General features: G+C 40.9%; 10 protein-coding genes, 4 pseudogenes and 1 riboswitch. Of the genes and pseudogenes, 11 read left to right on the top strand and 3 right to left on the bottom strand.

Annotation, left to right across the window (positions count from 1 at the left end):
• Positions 1–47 precede the first annotated feature (47 nt).
• Both V7K44_RS24605 and V7K44_RS24610 read right to left on the bottom strand, forming a co-directional pair.
• The gene (locus V7K44_RS24605; protein WP_334935299.1) at positions 48–317 is read right to left on the bottom strand and encodes a hypothetical protein; all 270 of its coding nucleotides are present in this window, start codon (positions 315–317) and stop codon (positions 48–50) included.
• Positions 301–792 (bottom strand): ATP-binding cassette domain-containing protein, encoded by a 492-nt coding sequence (locus V7K44_RS24610; RefSeq protein WP_334935301.1) that lies wholly within the window; start codon positions 790–792, stop codon positions 301–303. The genes V7K44_RS24605 and V7K44_RS24610 overlap by 17 nt, the downstream gene beginning before the upstream one ends.
• Positions 793–1,070: 278 nt before the next feature.
• A riboswitch (cobalamin riboswitch) is annotated at positions 1,071–1,213 on the top strand.
• A 372-nt stretch (positions 1,214–1,585) separates the two neighbouring features.
• Between V7K44_RS24610 and V7K44_RS24615 the strand changes: the two genes are divergently transcribed.
• The 6 genes and pseudogenes from V7K44_RS24615 (at position 1,586) to V7K44_RS24640 (ending at position 6,726) form a co-directional block, all read left to right on the top strand.
• A complete protein-coding gene (locus tag V7K44_RS24615) occupies positions 1,586–1,840 on the top strand; it encodes a hypothetical protein (RefSeq protein WP_334935303.1) in 255 nt (84 codons plus the stop codon).
• Between the two features lie 22 nt (positions 1,841–1,862).
• On the top strand, positions 1,863–2,864 hold the full coding sequence (locus V7K44_RS24620; RefSeq protein ID WP_334935305.1) for a methyltransferase domain-containing protein: 1,002 nt from the start codon (positions 1,863–1,865) through the stop codon (positions 2,862–2,864).
• A 243-nt stretch (positions 2,865–3,107) separates the two neighbouring features.
• Positions 3,108–4,166: a cobalamin biosynthesis protein CobW gene (cobW, locus tag V7K44_RS24625; RefSeq protein ID WP_334935307.1), complete on the top strand. Its 1,059-nt coding sequence runs from the start codon at positions 3,108–3,110 to the stop codon at positions 4,164–4,166.
• Entirely contained in the window at positions 4,150–4,614 is a 465-nt protein-coding gene (locus tag V7K44_RS24630) for a hypothetical protein (protein WP_334935309.1), read from the top strand. The genes cobW and V7K44_RS24630 overlap by 17 nt, the downstream gene beginning before the upstream one ends.
• 202 nt (positions 4,615–4,816) lie before the next feature.
• The gene (locus V7K44_RS24635) at positions 4,817–5,020 is read left to right on the top strand and encodes a hypothetical protein (RefSeq protein WP_334935311.1); all 204 of its coding nucleotides are present in this window, start codon (positions 4,817–4,819) and stop codon (positions 5,018–5,020) included.
• A 49-nt stretch (positions 5,021–5,069) separates the two neighbouring features.
• Positions 5,070–6,726, top strand: a pseudogene (locus V7K44_RS24640) (B12-binding domain-containing radical SAM protein).
• On the opposite strand, the pseudogene V7K44_RS33290 reads toward V7K44_RS24640, so the two are convergent.
• Positions 6,699–6,913: pseudogene (locus V7K44_RS33290) on the bottom strand (IS1 family transposase); the annotation flags it as partial. The pseudogenes V7K44_RS24640 and V7K44_RS33290 overlap by 28 nt on opposite strands.
• 169 nt (positions 6,914–7,082) lie before the next feature.
• Here V7K44_RS33290 and V7K44_RS24650 point away from each other — a divergent pair.
• From V7K44_RS24650 to V7K44_RS24670, 5 genes and pseudogenes are all read left to right on the top strand, one after another.
• A complete protein-coding gene (locus tag V7K44_RS24650; RefSeq protein ID WP_334935313.1) occupies positions 7,083–8,204 on the top strand; it encodes a fatty acid desaturase in 1,122 nt (373 codons plus the stop codon).
• Positions 8,205–8,548: 344 nt separating this feature from the next.
• Positions 8,549–9,958 carry a serine hydrolase gene (locus V7K44_RS24655; protein WP_334935315.1) on the top strand — a complete coding sequence of 470 codons (1,410 nt, stop codon included), beginning with the start codon at positions 8,549–8,551 and terminating at the stop codon, positions 9,956–9,958.
• Between the two features lie 211 nt (positions 9,959–10,169).
• A pseudogene (locus tag V7K44_RS24660) lies at positions 10,170–11,969 on the top strand (TonB-dependent receptor); the annotation flags it as partial.
• Between the two features lie 35 nt (positions 11,970–12,004).
• Positions 12,005–12,883 (top strand): annotated as a pseudogene (locus V7K44_RS24665) ((2Fe-2S) ferredoxin domain-containing protein).
• A gap of 275 nt (positions 12,884–13,158) precedes the next feature.
• Positions 13,159–13,659, top strand: coding sequence for a GUN4 domain-containing protein (locus V7K44_RS24670; protein WP_334935317.1), 501 nt, complete (start codon positions 13,159–13,161; stop codon positions 13,657–13,659).
• Positions 13,660–14,263: the final 604 nt, after the last annotated feature.

Here is a 14,263-nt window from a genome sequence, read left to right on the forward strand (position 1 = left end):
ATTGCGACGCGCTACGATAAACGCGCTACTAACTTTTTGGGTGCAATTTATCTGGCTGCTTCTGTCATTTGGCTTAATTGATGACACGCCCTAGTAAAAGTACACCGACTAGCGTCGGAAACACGCTCCCCTGACCCCCTGCGAGAAAGGTTCCTCCCATGACGGTGGCAGCGATCGCACACGGCGTAAAGTTCTTCAAAACGGTGGCTGACGTAGACGATGGATGTCCCTTCCGACTTTAGCCGCCGCATGACATCAAAAAGAACAGAAACTTCAGTTTCCGTCAGCCAACTCGTGGGTTCATCGAGGATCAGCACCCGCGCCCCAAAGGATATAGCGCGGGTGATGGGCAATATTCAGCGACCCAACCACTGAGCGCGGGTCGATATGCAACCCCAGGCGCTCCAGGATATCGGTCGCCCTAGCGTTCATCGCCCGTCTATCAATGATGCTGAAGCGATGAGGCTCCCTGCCAAGAAAAATATTCTCGGCAACTGTTCGGAAATGCACGAGTTGAATTTCCTGGTAGACGGCTACGATACCTGCCACCTGCGCTTCGGTCGGGTTATGGAATGCAACGGCTTTTTCGTCGTACTCCATAACACCTGAGTCCCGTCGATAAGCCCCCGTCATAATCTTGATAAGCGTCGATTTGCCGGCACCATTTTCTCCGATCAGTGCATAAATTTTGCCTGCCTTCAGTTCAAAATCCACTCCCCAGAGCGCTGGCACGCCGGAAAAACTTTTTTTTATACCCGTCATGCACAGGACATTTCTAGTCGCCTGATTCATTGGCTTTACCTAGTTTTTGTCTTCATTGCCGATAGTGGAGATCCTTGTCTTCGCACTATAGTAATGTTTTTTGTCCATCGTGGAAGCTTGGGAAAATTCCAGGTTATCTTTTGCTTGCCTTACCTAGCCATTCACCAACACGCGGCCTTGCGCGATAAAATCCGAAAATACCAATAGCTTTGGCATATAGGCTCCGATACCTGAGCATCCAAAACAGGTGACGAATGCCAGTATAGATGGACTATTGATTTTTATGCAAGCAAATCACAGTTGTGTTAGTATTCAGATTGAATCTCGGTTCTAGTGGGGAACAGCCGCTAGAGGAAACGGGGAAAGTCCGGTGTAAATCCGGCGCTGTCCCGCAGCTGTAATCAAGGCTTGCCTTGTGAGTCAGAATGCCCGCCGAAGTGAACTTGTAAATTTTGTACATCTGCGAGGCACAGATAAGTATTTTGATAAAGATTTCTACAACTACTCAGCCTTACGTTCTCATAGCCCCACATATCAAGACGCTACAGATTACGACTTTCTATGAGAGGGAAAGGGATTAATTTCCGGTACAAGTTGTGTCTTTATATGCAGCGATCGCTATTGCTACTCCAGATGAGAGTATCGCTTGCAAATAGTCACAGCAACAAAAAAACGTTGTATTAACTAACAGATAAAAGTTGTTCAAAACAGGTAGTAAATGGCGTGTATGACGTACATAGCCCTGTGACAATACTGAACAGATACTTTCCCAATTTCCCATAGAAATTGTTAATTTACTAAATTAATACTTCAGTTAATTATCATGCCGAAATTCTATCTTCACCGAACTGGGAAGATTCCTACTGCTATTCATCCCTTTGTCAAACAAACGGCTCTCCCTCAAGGCAAATACAAGCCCAGTCTACTTCAAGGGAAAATTATTCAAGATGTTCAAAATATTGCAATGTCAATGTATCGGATGATTTATATTGCGATTGCCGACCTTGGGCGGTTAAGACATCGCTCGTCTGATTCGGGACAAGCAGCAATAAGTAAACCATTAGATCGACTCAAATAGGTGTACAAGAGCGTTCAAAAAAATGTCAACTTTATTATATTCTGTAATTGGTTTTCTTCTGCTTTTAGTAATTGGAATTGCGGCTTATCTCCTGACTGCCCGCAAGTATCAATCCTCAACCACAGTCGCCAATTCCTACGATCAATGGACACTTGACGGCATTGTAGAGTTTTATTGGGGGGAACACATTCACCTCGGTCATTACGGTTCACCACCGCGACGCAAGGATTTTTTGGCTGCTAAATCTGATTTTGTCCATGAAATGGTAAAATGGAGTGAAATAGAAAAATTACCTCCTGGTACTACCGTCTTAGATGTTGGCTGTGGGATTGGGGGTAGCAGCCGGATTTTAGCGCGAGATTATGGGTTTGCTGTCACAGGGATTACCATTAGTCCACAGCAGGTTAACCGCGCCCAGGAATTAACACCCTTTGGGCTAAACGCACAGTTTTCAGTCGATGATGCGATGGCACTGTCGTTTCCAGATGCCAGTTTTGATGTGGTTTGGTCGATTGAAGCCGGCCCCCATATGCCAGATAAAACGGTTTTTGCTAGAGAACTAATGCGGGTGCTAAAGCCTGGTGGAGTCTTGGTTGTGGCTGACTGGAATCAGAGGGATGACCGCCAAAAGCCCCTAAATTTTTGGGAGAAACCAGTAATGCGCCAACTTCTCGATCAGTGGTCTCATCCAGCTTTTTCCAGCATTGAAGGCTTTTCCGAGCTTTTGGCAGAGACTTCCTTAGTTGAGGGGGAGGTAATTACGGCAGACTGGACAGAACAAACGCTTCCTTCTTGGTTAGATTCCATCTGGCAAGGAGTGGTTCGACCAAAGGGATTAGTGTGTTTTGGTCTATCTGGTTTCATTAAATCTCTGCGCGAGATGCCGACGTTTTTGTTGATGCGTTTGGCGTTTGGTGCTCTTCTGTGCCGATTTGGAATGTTCCGGGCTGTGCGGGCGAACTCACGCACAGAATTGATGGACAGAAACCTTGCCAACCAAAATCCCTCAAGCTTGGTTAGGTAGCGATCGCAAGTTATGAATATTTGGATTTTAACGCTGGCAACATTGCATGATATCTGCGGTTAAAACTTCTTTCGGCGTTGCTGAATTAAGGGATGATTCTTGTGGGGTGGGCATCCTGCCCGCCCGTAGATACAAGGGACGCTCATGTTGCCCATCCCACAAAAATAGTAAAATCATCCCGCAAATATGCAACCCCCTTCTTTCTTGCGATCGCAAGATTAATCAACAAACGACACACTTTATATGCAAAAAATTCCCGTCACAGTAATTACAGGATTTCTAGGCGCAGGCAAAACGACGTTAATTCGCCATTTACTCCAAAACAATGAAGGACGACGCATTGCTGTTTTGGTAAATGAATTTGGGGAAATCGGAATTGATGGCGAACTTTTACGTGACTGTCAAGTTTGTGACGATGAAGAAGATTCCAACAATAATATTGTTGAACTCACCAACGGTTGTCTGTGCTGTACGGTGCAAGAAGAATTCCTTCCAGCGATGCAAGAATTACTTCAGCGACGCGCCAGCCTAGACTGTATGTTAATTGAAACCTCTGGACTAGCACTGCCAAAACCATTGGTGCAAGCATTTCGCTGGCCAGAGATTCGCACAGGCGCTACAGTGGACAGCGTAATTACTGTGGTGGACTGTGAAGCTTTAGCAACTAATCAATATGTAGGCGATTTAGCAGCCCTCTTAGCACAGCGACAAGCCGACTCTAGCCTAGAACACGAAACACCCATTGAGGAACTGTTTGAAGATCAGCTGGCTTGTGCTGATCTAGTATTGCTGACTAAGAGCGATCGCGTTGATGAACAAACGCAAGTTAGGGTGCAAGAATGGCTAAAGCAGAACTTATCCCCTGGTGTAAAAGTCATTCCTTGTCAGGATGGTAAAATCAGTGGCGATGTATTGCTTGGTTTCAACGCTGCGGTAGAAGACAACTTAGATAGTCGTCCCAGTCACCACGATACTGAAGAAGGCCACGAACATGATGAAGGAATTAATGCAGTGCAACTACTGTTAGACCAGTCATTTGAGCCGACTGTCTTAGTTAAACGCTTGCAAACATTGGTGCAACAGCAAGAAATTTATCGAATTAAGGGATTTGTAGCAGTTCCAAACAAAGCTATGCGTTTGGTATTACAGGGTGTTGGTAATCGATTTGACTACTTTTACGATCGGACTTGGCAACCCCACGAACCCCGTCAAACGCGATTAGTGTTGATTGGACGAGAACTCGAGCAAGTTCGCATTGAATCATTGGTGTTGGGGGAGGAAGTCAATGCGACCATCCAATAGTGTTTGGCAAGGAAATTTCGGCTACTGGCAAAACAGCTTTATCCATAACAATATATTGGTAATCGGTTATACAGGATGGAAAGGATTTCAATTATTTGGGCGGGGAGTTGTTATTTGTGATGTGGATACTAAAGTTACTCACCCTACAAATACAAGTCTTGATACAGTTCCCTTCACCCTGCAATTTCTCCCCTGTGATTTGATTGGATTTTACTTGCGTTCTTTTCAGGATGGCGGAGTCATATCGCAATCAATGTGTTCATCTATGATTTCATCAATTTTCCCTGCGATCGCAACATACAATCCCCATCAAGATATTCTTCTGGTGCTAAAGGCAGATCCTCAATTTGAGGTGAATTTTTTACACCAACTAAAAATTACTCCACCCGATTGCTATGAACAAGTTTGTAAGCGTTGGTCAGAATTTAAACCAAGCTTAATGCCCTAATACTTACTTTATTCCTCAATGCTCAAGCCAAAATCAAGCAATATTCCCAAAGCAACTCGCTACCAAAATGCAGCGATAGATTATTACATGGGACTCACAAATTCCAACTATTAAAGCGCATTTTATCCCGCGTAAAAATCTTACAGCTTTCTTAAATGCTTGGTTAGCAGCACCCGATACTGTACTGTTACAAAGACACTTCATGAATGCTCATATTCTCGAAGCTGTAGATAAGTATAATCCCCAAAAAGATGTTGTGTTTTTATTGGAGTACGGTCATCAAGCTGGGTTTTTCTATTTAACTAAATTACCAATTACACCACCCCAATGTTACCAAACTGTATGCAAGGAATGGGCAGAATTCCAACCTCATCACACCCTCTCAATAGAAGCAAAAACACAATGAAAAAAGAGCTAAAAATCAACAATAATGTATAGTTACAACACAAATGCCTGTGACATCATCCGTATTCGCTACCGAACGCTTGCTTTTTACCCCCGCAACTCCCAACACAGACGCTATCCCCACCATCTTCGCTTTTCCCAATGATTACACGGTGGGGATAACAAGCCTTGGCTATCAAGTGGTGTGGGCAACTTTAGTGATGCGTTCTGATATGCAGGTGAGTCGCCTGTTTACCGATACCCACGAACAACTTCCGCGAGAACCAGAAATACTCGGCTTTTCTATGTCTTGGGAACTGGATTATGTCAATATTTTGAATTTATTGGAATCTTTAGAAATTCCTATCAGGGCAGCTTACCGTGGCGATCATCATCCCATAGTTTTTGGTGGCGGTCCCGTACTCACTGCTAACCCCGAACCTTTCGCAGATTTTTTTGATGTCATTTTGCTAGGAGATGGCGAAAACCTGCTAGGAAATTTTATCGACGTTTACAAAGAAGTCAGAAATGCCTCTCGACAAACTAAACTGCAAGCACTTGCACAAGCACCGGGAATATATGTACTTAGTTTGTACGAGGTATGCTATCATACATTAGACGGCGCTGTCAAGTCAATTCAACCAATCTCAACAGAAATCCCTGCCGTAGTGCAAAAGCAAACCTATCGGGGAGATATCCTCTCAACATCAACAGTTGTGACGGAAAAAGCCGCGTGGGAAAATATTTATATGGTGGAAGTTGTCAGAAGTTGCCCAGAAATGTTTCGCTTTTGTCTGGCAATTTATCTAACGCTTCCTTTTAGGATAGCAAGTGTGGAAGGTTCTCTCATTCCAGCGATTGAAAAAGGTATATCAGTGACAAAACGCATCGGATTATTGGGGGCTTCTGTCACTCAGCATCCGGAGTTTGAAAGACTACTCGATCATTTGAATCAGCCAAAGTATGATGATGTGCGTCTTAGCATTGCCTCAGTACGGACAAATACCGTAACAGTAAAATTAGCAGAAATTTTGGCGAAACGAGATTCGCGATCGCTTACAATTGCCGTAGAAAGCGGTTCAGAGAATTTACGGAGAATTATCAACAAAAAATTGCATAATGATGAAATTATCCAAGCAGCGATCAATGCTAAAGGTGGTGGATTAACAAACTTGAAACTTTATGGAATGGTAGGAATTCCCGGTGAAGAACCAGAGGATTTAGAACAAACTATGGCAATGATGCGCTCTCTGAAAAAAACTGTACCAGGATTACGCTTAACATTTGGCTGTAGCACCTTTGTTCCCAAAGAACATACGCCATTTCAGTGGTTTGGAGTCAATCGGCAAGCAGAAAAGCGGTTGCAACTTTTACAGAAACAACTTAAGCCGCAAGGTATAGATTTTCGACCGGAAAGTTATAATTGGTCAATCATTCAAGCTTTGTTATCCAGGGGCGATCGCAGACTATCCCACCTTTTGGAACTTACCCGTAATTATGGCGACTCCTTGGGCAGTTATCGTCGTGCTTTCAAACAACTTAAAGGACAAATACCTAACCTAGATTTTTACGTTCATGATAACTGGTCAACAGATATTGTATTTACCTTGGAATTACTTGCAAGGACCTTTACCACAATCCACGCTAATAAAGCATCTGGCTGATGCTACCAGTTATTTCAACTTACCCCAAAAGGAACTTCAGCCGCTGGCGTTGCCGAAAGAGTAATGATTTAAGTCGGGAGAGGAACTGTCCGATACAACAAAAAAGTTGAGCAGCAAGCGGAGTGAACACTTCAACATCTATATTGATTTGGAGTAGCAGGGCGGTTTTTCGGTGTAGTCGTGCGGTAGTAATGCCACAGACGCGTGTTCTCCCCTTCCACTCGCGTCATGTAGGTCTTGCTGACAAATTTAAAACAGGCAATACGCGAGTAATAGTCATCTCAATACTTCTCGGTTAAGGGGAAAAGGGAAAAGGGAAAGAAAAAACCTTTAACCCTTACCTTTTCCCCAAACCCGATTCCGAGTTAAAAATGTTTAACTGAGAAGTATTGATAGTCATCTAGGAGAAAGTTTTATTTAATGGAAACCGCAGTGAAAAAGTCGGATTTTGTCCTGAGTCCTTACATGAACAGCAGCGACTTGCGAGCAACTTATCAAATCCTGAATACGGTTGTGCCTTATGTGCTTTTATGGTTTTTAGCATATAAAGCAGCTGCTATTTCTTTTTGGTTGCTTCCGCCTATTATAGTTTTGATGACGCTGTTTTCAGCGCGTTGTTTTTCTTTAATGCATGATTGCGGACACTATTCACTCTTTCGTTCAAAAAGGGTTAATCGGATTATCGGTTTTATTCTGGGGGTGATTAACGCAGTACCTCAATATCCGTGGTCAAGAGGACATGCCTATCACCACAAAACCAACGGTGATTGGCAACGCTATCGCGGTCCTAGTGCATTAATCTCTACCGAGGAGTTTGCTCGCCTCAGTCCATCTGCCCAAAGGCGTTATGAACTACTGAGACACCCATTCATGATCTTTCCGGGAGGTTTTTTCTATGTCGCGATTAAGCCAAGACTCGCCCTGATTGCCGGAACATATGATTTTATAACTCATCTACTGACTTGCTTGCAGCAAGATCCTTTTATGGATTTACCTCGAATCATCTCCTCTCATAAGTCTAGAAATTGGTACACTGCGGCTGAGTTTTGGCATCTGTTGTTCAACAACATTTGTGTAGTCGGCAGCTGGATTTTTCTGGGGTATTTACTTGGATTTGGTTTTTTCGTGAGCGTTTACTCAATCACGCTAACTTGTGCTGCGGCAATCCTCATCTGTGTCTTCTTTGTTCAGCACAACTTTGATGGTTCTTACGCCCACAAAACTGAAGGGTGGGACTATCTCGAAGGAGCAATTAAGGGCAGCAGTTATCTGGAGTTACCCACCGTTTTAAAGTGGTTTTCCGCCGATATCGGGTACCATAACATTCATCATCTTTGCGACAGAATCCCCAATTACAACCTCCAAGCTTGCCACAATAAAAATGTTCACCTGCTTAGGAGTGCAAAAACGCTGCGAATGGTAGATATTCCTGATTGCTTCAAATACATTCTGTGGGATTGTCCCTCCAATCGCCTCACGTCGATAGCATCGTTTCGTCAAGCTGCACAATCCATCGACCTAGAGAGAGTAAACGAGGCGTAAAGAATACCGTTGTTTCAAACAACGGGAGCATCCCAATTTGGCAAAAATAAAAAGACACAGAATGATTCTCAATCAACTAATACTCAATAGTAAAATCCCAAGTTAATGGGTGCTTATAGAGTAATTTGTGAAAGCTTTATCCACCCGTTTTTTTAAGCGGGTGTGAGTTTAATTATACCGACTTTCATCAAGCAGAATCGATATTCACTGTATCAGCTTTCATTTACTATCTAAAATCCTTGACATTATATATTTTATTGCTTATGATTCTCAATCAGTTATGACTTGATTTACTTCCCTGAAAAGCTCTGTAAGTAAATTCAATATTCTCCTCACTATACTGTATGAAATTACGCTGGTTATTGTTGAGCTTAATAAGTATTTTGCTCCTATCCTCTCCTGCAAGAGCAACTCGATTAGAATCCTGGCACTTTGACCCCATTCATAATCAGCTTGACCTAACCACTGACTCAGGTATTCAACCGAGAGTTTTTTTTATTGATAACCCTAAAAGGCTTGTCATTGACTTATCAGGAACTACTTTGAGCTACCCGACAACCAAACAAAACTTTGGCTCAAAGATTCGAGAAATTCGGGTAGCACAGCTTGACCCCCAGACAACCCGACTCGTAATTAAATTAGCACCTGGTTACACTGTCTCTCCGCAAAGTGTAATAGTCAGAAGAGATTCTAACTCTCATTGGGTTGTAAAATTATCATCAATTGAAAAGATAGCTGCGACGGGAATTGTGGAATGGGGAATAGGGGCTGACGAACAATCCTCCCAAACACCAATTTCCATTACCCCTAATCTCCAGCAAAAACGCCAAGTTCTCTTATTCCAAAATAAAGCGCCTTTACAAGATATTGCAGCTATTAATAAACTGAGTCCACCAGATATCCTCACTAAACCAATCAATGCTTCTATGTTTGCTGGGGTAGTTCCTTTAGGTGAGGAAATACTACAACTAAAATCTCAAATTAATGCATTGATGACTCGCTACAGTTTCCTCAAGCCAGGGATGTTTTTTGTGGATTTAGAGACGGGTAACTATTTGGATATTAGTGGCGACAAAGTATTTCCCGCCGCAAGTACGATTAAGTTTCCAATTCTGATTGCTTTATTTGAGAGAATAGATGCGGGTAATATCAAACTAAATGACACCCTGGTAATGCGGCGAGACTTGGTTGCAAGTGGCTCTGGAGACTTGCAGTATCAACGTGTGGGAACCAAGTTGACTGTGCTGCAAACCATAAACAAAATGATTAGCATCAGCGATAATACCGCCACAAACATGATTATTGACCGTTTGGGTGGTAAGGCAAAATTAAATCAACGGTTTCACAGTTGGGGATTGAAAAATACTGTAATTCGTCATTTACTGGGAGATTTCAAGGGAACTAATACGACCAGTCCCGCCGACTTAGTAAAATTGTCAGCATTGATTCAGTATCATAAGTTAATTTCAGATGCTAGTCGCTCCCAGGCAATAGACATTTTAAATCATTGCCATAACAAAAAGTTGCTGGCAGCTGGTTTGGGTTCGGGAGCAATAATTGCTCATAAAACAGGTGATATTGGATTTGTTATTGGCGATGCAGGTATTATTGAGATGCCCAATGGCAAGCGTTACTTAGCAGGCATTTTTGTGAGAAGACCTTACAATGACACTAGAGGTAGGGATTTTGTTCGTCAAGTTTCTCAGTTGGTATATACATACTTAGACCAACCAAAATTAACTCAGTTACCTTAAGGAATGTAGATTAAAGGAAATGCAAAACTTCTGTTTTATAACCTCCCCAAAAATACGTTAGGAATGTAAGACACCTGACGAAATTAAATCTACAATGTCCGCAAAGTCCCCTTTACTAACAGTTAGGGGATTTAGTTTATGCGTGTTATCTGTAGCACAAGTATAATTCCATATTTAGTAAGTGATATAGAGAATCAAAATTGTTATCGACATTACGGGTGAAGAGATGGAAGCGCAGGGTGCTAGAACTGTCAGAGAAGCACTAAAATTTCTTCCAGGTATCTTACCTGATGGTACAGTTGGCACAGAAGTAAACGCTTTAAGTGGTCAATTTATCCGGGGTTCTAACTCTGCACAAGTCTTGATTTTGCTTGATGGTAGACCAATTAATAATCTTGGTTCTGGTGGTTTTGACCTTTCAGAATTTACCACCAATATCGTTGAAAGAGTTGAAGTATTACCAGGTGGTGGTTCTACCCTTTATGGTTCCGATGCAATTGGGGGAGTGATTAACATTATCACTCGTCGTCCCACAGAAAAAGTGACGACACAAGCGGGAGTCACCGTTGGCGCGTATGGACTAAATCAACAGACTATCAGTAATAGTGGGAAAGTCGGCAATATTGGTTGGGTTGTAGGTTACAACCGTACCGAAGCCGAAAATAACTATCCTTTTTCTATCCCAGAAGCGAATTTCAAGGGAACTAGGGAAAATAATGATGTTGTCTACAACAACTTTAATGTAAAGTTGGAGGCGGATTTAGGAAAACGCAACACCCTAACCCTCTCAACCCTCTATTTAGGTAAAGACCAAGGAGTACCAGGAGGAGTCCCCATTCCTGAACCATTATATGGTCAAGGCTATTTTAACTCATTGACGGATAGCGATCGCAAATACACAGACCAAGTACTCACTGATTTAACCTGGAACTCAAAATTAGGAGGTGGAGATGATTCACTGCTAACAGCCAGAGTTTACGCAGATTTCCTCAACACTCGTTATGATAGTCGCAACTCATCCCAAGCACGATATGATAACGGGCAGACTTCTTATGGATTGCAAACACAACACAGTTGGAATTTTGCTAATAATCAAACCCTAGTTTATGGCTTTGATTATCGCAATGTATCAGCTACTAATAGTACATTCGATTTTTCTGCTAATACAAAAACAGTCACTTACGACGATAGTATTAGTCAAGGAGCAGTATTTGCTAGATATGAAATTAACTTTACCCCTAGTTTAACTGCCAACTTAGGTTTACGCCAGGATTTTAGCAGCTTGACAAATGGCTCTTTTACATCACCAAGTATAGGAGCAAAATTTGCACTTACAGATTCTACCACTCTCACAGCTAACTATATCAAAAATTTCCGTGCGCCGAATCTTTTCAGCTTATATGCCAATGGTGGTAGTTACGTTGGGAATCCTAATCTCCGTCCAGAGAAAGGCGATAGTTATGATATTGGAATTGACCAAAAATTAGGCAATTTTAGTTTATTGCGCTTGACCTATTTTAACAATACAATATCAGATTTAATCGCCTATAACTTTGCTGTTCCGGTAGCTACTTATGAAAATATTGGTAAGGTTCGTACTACGGGAATCGAAGCAGTTTTAAATTTGCAGTTAGCGAAGAATATCTACGCCTTTGTTAGTTATACAGCAAATGATCCCCGAATTTTGAAAAGTACAAATTCTGCCGAAGTTGATAAAGAATTACGATTCGCAGGTGCAAATAGTTTAAATGCAGGACTTTCTTATGAAACTTCTCAAGGTTTATATGCTGGAATACTGATGCATTCTTTGGGTGCATATCCCACAAACAATATTAATACAGAATTTTTGTCTGGTTATACTACTTTTGATTTCAAAATGCGGGTTTCTCTCAGTGATAACTTAATATTAACAGGCAGTCTGGATAATATCTTTAACCAGAGATACCAATTATTTCCTGGTTATCCTGATGGGGGGAGGGTTTTTCAAGTTGGGTTGAGTTCTACGTTTTGAAGTCAAGAGTTTTTTCACGCAGAGAGGAGTTTTGAATGACTGAATTTAATTGTTGGGTAACTCCAGTAAATAAGGTTGTGATTGAGGCTTTATCTACTGAGGGGTCTATTGAATATGAATATTTTGATTCTAGTACCGATGTTTTATCGTCGCTACTCTACACTTTATTTCAGCAAAATTGGCAGCAAGTAGGGGTAGGGCATATTGTTCAAGGAGGTGTATTAGAATTAGAATTTAATGCTCCACCCAAAATTTGTATCCTCTATGATGGATATCTCACAGTAGTTACAGAAGGCTGGCATTTGCATTTATGTATTGAGGCTAATTTAGGTGGACCTCATTGTAAGACTCCTTTAGAATTAAGGCAACAACGTCAAGTAAATCGTGCTGCATTTTATCGACGGTTTAATGCAGAAGGTACCCCTAGAAGTTGGGGAATTGATTTTTGGAATGGTGCAGATGAAAACCTCATGACTATTTTCTTGCCAAATCCGTATGTATAAGGTGAGAATTTATTACCAGAAGGCAAGCCTAATTTATCAAAGTTAGCTCTTTATGAGGAACTACGAGATATTTATGTATTGGGAATGGGAAACCAGCCTATACCGTTTACTAAAAACCCCCTCAAACATTCTTATATCTCAGTTTGCACTTCTACTCGCTGTCTTCCTTCACGCAAATGACAATCCACATTTGATGCTTTAAAATCCGCAGTTGAAAATGCAGGTTTAGACATAGAAGTAAGAACATCTGGTTGTTTGGAAGTTTGCCAACAAGGGCCAGTAGTATTTTATTCTGATGATAGAACTTGGTACACTCGCGTTAACTCAAATGTAGCTGAAACTATTGTCAATAAACATTTAGTAAAAGGTAATAAAGTTATTGAACATTGCTATCCACCAGAGTCTGTTTAAATTAGAACTGCGGTTAAAAATCTTTGTCTGTCCCATCCTAAAGTCATGGAAAAACTTGCTTTTGTCACCTCTAAAATAAAGGATTTAAAAGAAGTAAGGGATATGAAAAGTAATAAATAGTTTAACCACAAATAAATATTCATTTAATTTCACTTGACTCCAAACTGGCTTGGTAAAAATCGTAGCGAACGGTAGTAATATCTTGGCGATTTCAACAGGTATTGTGGTATTCACGGATATTGTAAGAAATTTGTATAAAATAATGGTGAACTGGTATGGGATTATTAGTTTTTATTATAGTTGTTGTGACTGTTTTAGGTGTTGTTTACTTAAGCAAGCAGGACTTTACTACAACCCAAGAACCTGTTAAGAAGGTTCCAGAAATAGATGAGAGTCAGTTAAATGATGATTTAAGTTCATCTTCAGATATAGATTACCGGAAACTGCGTCTATTACTTGCTTCAAGCTTATTTGAAGAAGCTGATTTAGAAACCAAATGCATTTTTGGCTGCCTTATTAATCCCAAATATGGATCGAAATGGAATGCTTATGAAGATAATACATATGGACTTTCGAGGATTCCACGTATAGATTTACTTACTATAAATGAACTCTGGGCTAAATATAGTAAAGGTCGTTTTAGTTTTAGCGTACAAGGTAACATATTTGATAAAATTTATATCGACTTGATTAACGAAATGACTATTAAAAATGAAGAAGAAAAGTTCGGAATGACAAAAGAAACAATCCAAGCAACAGCCTACTTCGATGCTTAGCCAAAATTTGCAGAAAAAGTAGGTTAGGGAGATGATGTAGTAATGTATCGTGATGCTTATTACCCGAATGCTTTATTTGGAGGTGCATATAAACACTTACCAGTTCATCAGAATATGTTAGCTTTAATACAGAGGTTGAAAAAAATCTCATAAATACACTTATTTGTAGTAGAGTTTAAATCTTGAAATTTTTCATTGTATAAAGGGAATAAAATATCTAATAACTAAGTTTCAATCTTGGCAAGGAAAAGCACATACAAATTTTGAGTATGTGCTTTTCTTGAAAGTTTAAGTCAAAGTCAAAAACTTTTGATTTAGTAACAGTATATATAATTAAAAGAAGTGGATTTGCCCCACCTAAAATTCTTGGAATATCAGACTCGTCGATGTCTTTATATCGACCATCTGTGTTTTTATAGTTAATATACTGGCTACTTGTCCCAACATTGCCAACGTGGATAATAGTTGGCAGTTTACCATTTGGTACTCAGAAGAAGCAGTCAAACAAGACAGGACTTACGCAACTGGCACAATGCGATCGCTAATGAATAGTACGCATGTATTAAGTTGGTGAAAATGCATTTTATTGGCTTGACTCGACTTA

The sequence above is a fragment of the Nostoc sp. genome, from assembly GCF_036917235.1.
In the GTDB taxonomy this organism is placed as follows: Bacteria; Cyanobacteriota; Cyanobacteriia; order Cyanobacteriales; family Nostocaceae; genus Nostoc.

Excerpts from the sequence above, each read along its gene's own strand:
- V7K44_RS24610 (WP_334935301.1), bottom strand. The coding sequence starts at position 792 with ATGAATCAGGCGACTAGAAATGTCCTGTGCATGACGGGTATAAAAAAA.
- V7K44_RS24615 (WP_334935303.1), top strand. The coding sequence starts at position 1,586 with ATGCCGAAATTCTATCTTCACCGAACTGGGAAGATTCCTACTGCTATT.
- V7K44_RS24620 (WP_334935305.1), top strand. The coding sequence starts at position 1,863 with ATGTCAACTTTATTATATTCTGTAATTGGTTTTCTTCTGCTTTTAGTA.
- cobW (WP_334935307.1), top strand. The coding sequence starts at position 3,108 with ATGCAAAAAATTCCCGTCACAGTAATTACAGGATTTCTAGGCGCAGGC.
- V7K44_RS24630 (WP_334935309.1), top strand. The coding sequence starts at position 4,150 with ATGCGACCATCCAATAGTGTTTGGCAAGGAAATTTCGGCTACTGGCAA.
- V7K44_RS24635 (WP_334935311.1), top strand. The coding sequence starts at position 4,817 with ATGAATGCTCATATTCTCGAAGCTGTAGATAAGTATAATCCCCAAAAA.
- V7K44_RS24650 (WP_334935313.1), top strand. The coding sequence starts at position 7,083 with ATGGAAACCGCAGTGAAAAAGTCGGATTTTGTCCTGAGTCCTTACATG.
- V7K44_RS24655 (WP_334935315.1), top strand. The coding sequence starts at position 8,549 with ATGAAATTACGCTGGTTATTGTTGAGCTTAATAAGTATTTTGCTCCTA.
- V7K44_RS24670 (WP_334935317.1), top strand. The coding sequence starts at position 13,159 with ATGGGATTATTAGTTTTTATTATAGTTGTTGTGACTGTTTTAGGTGTT.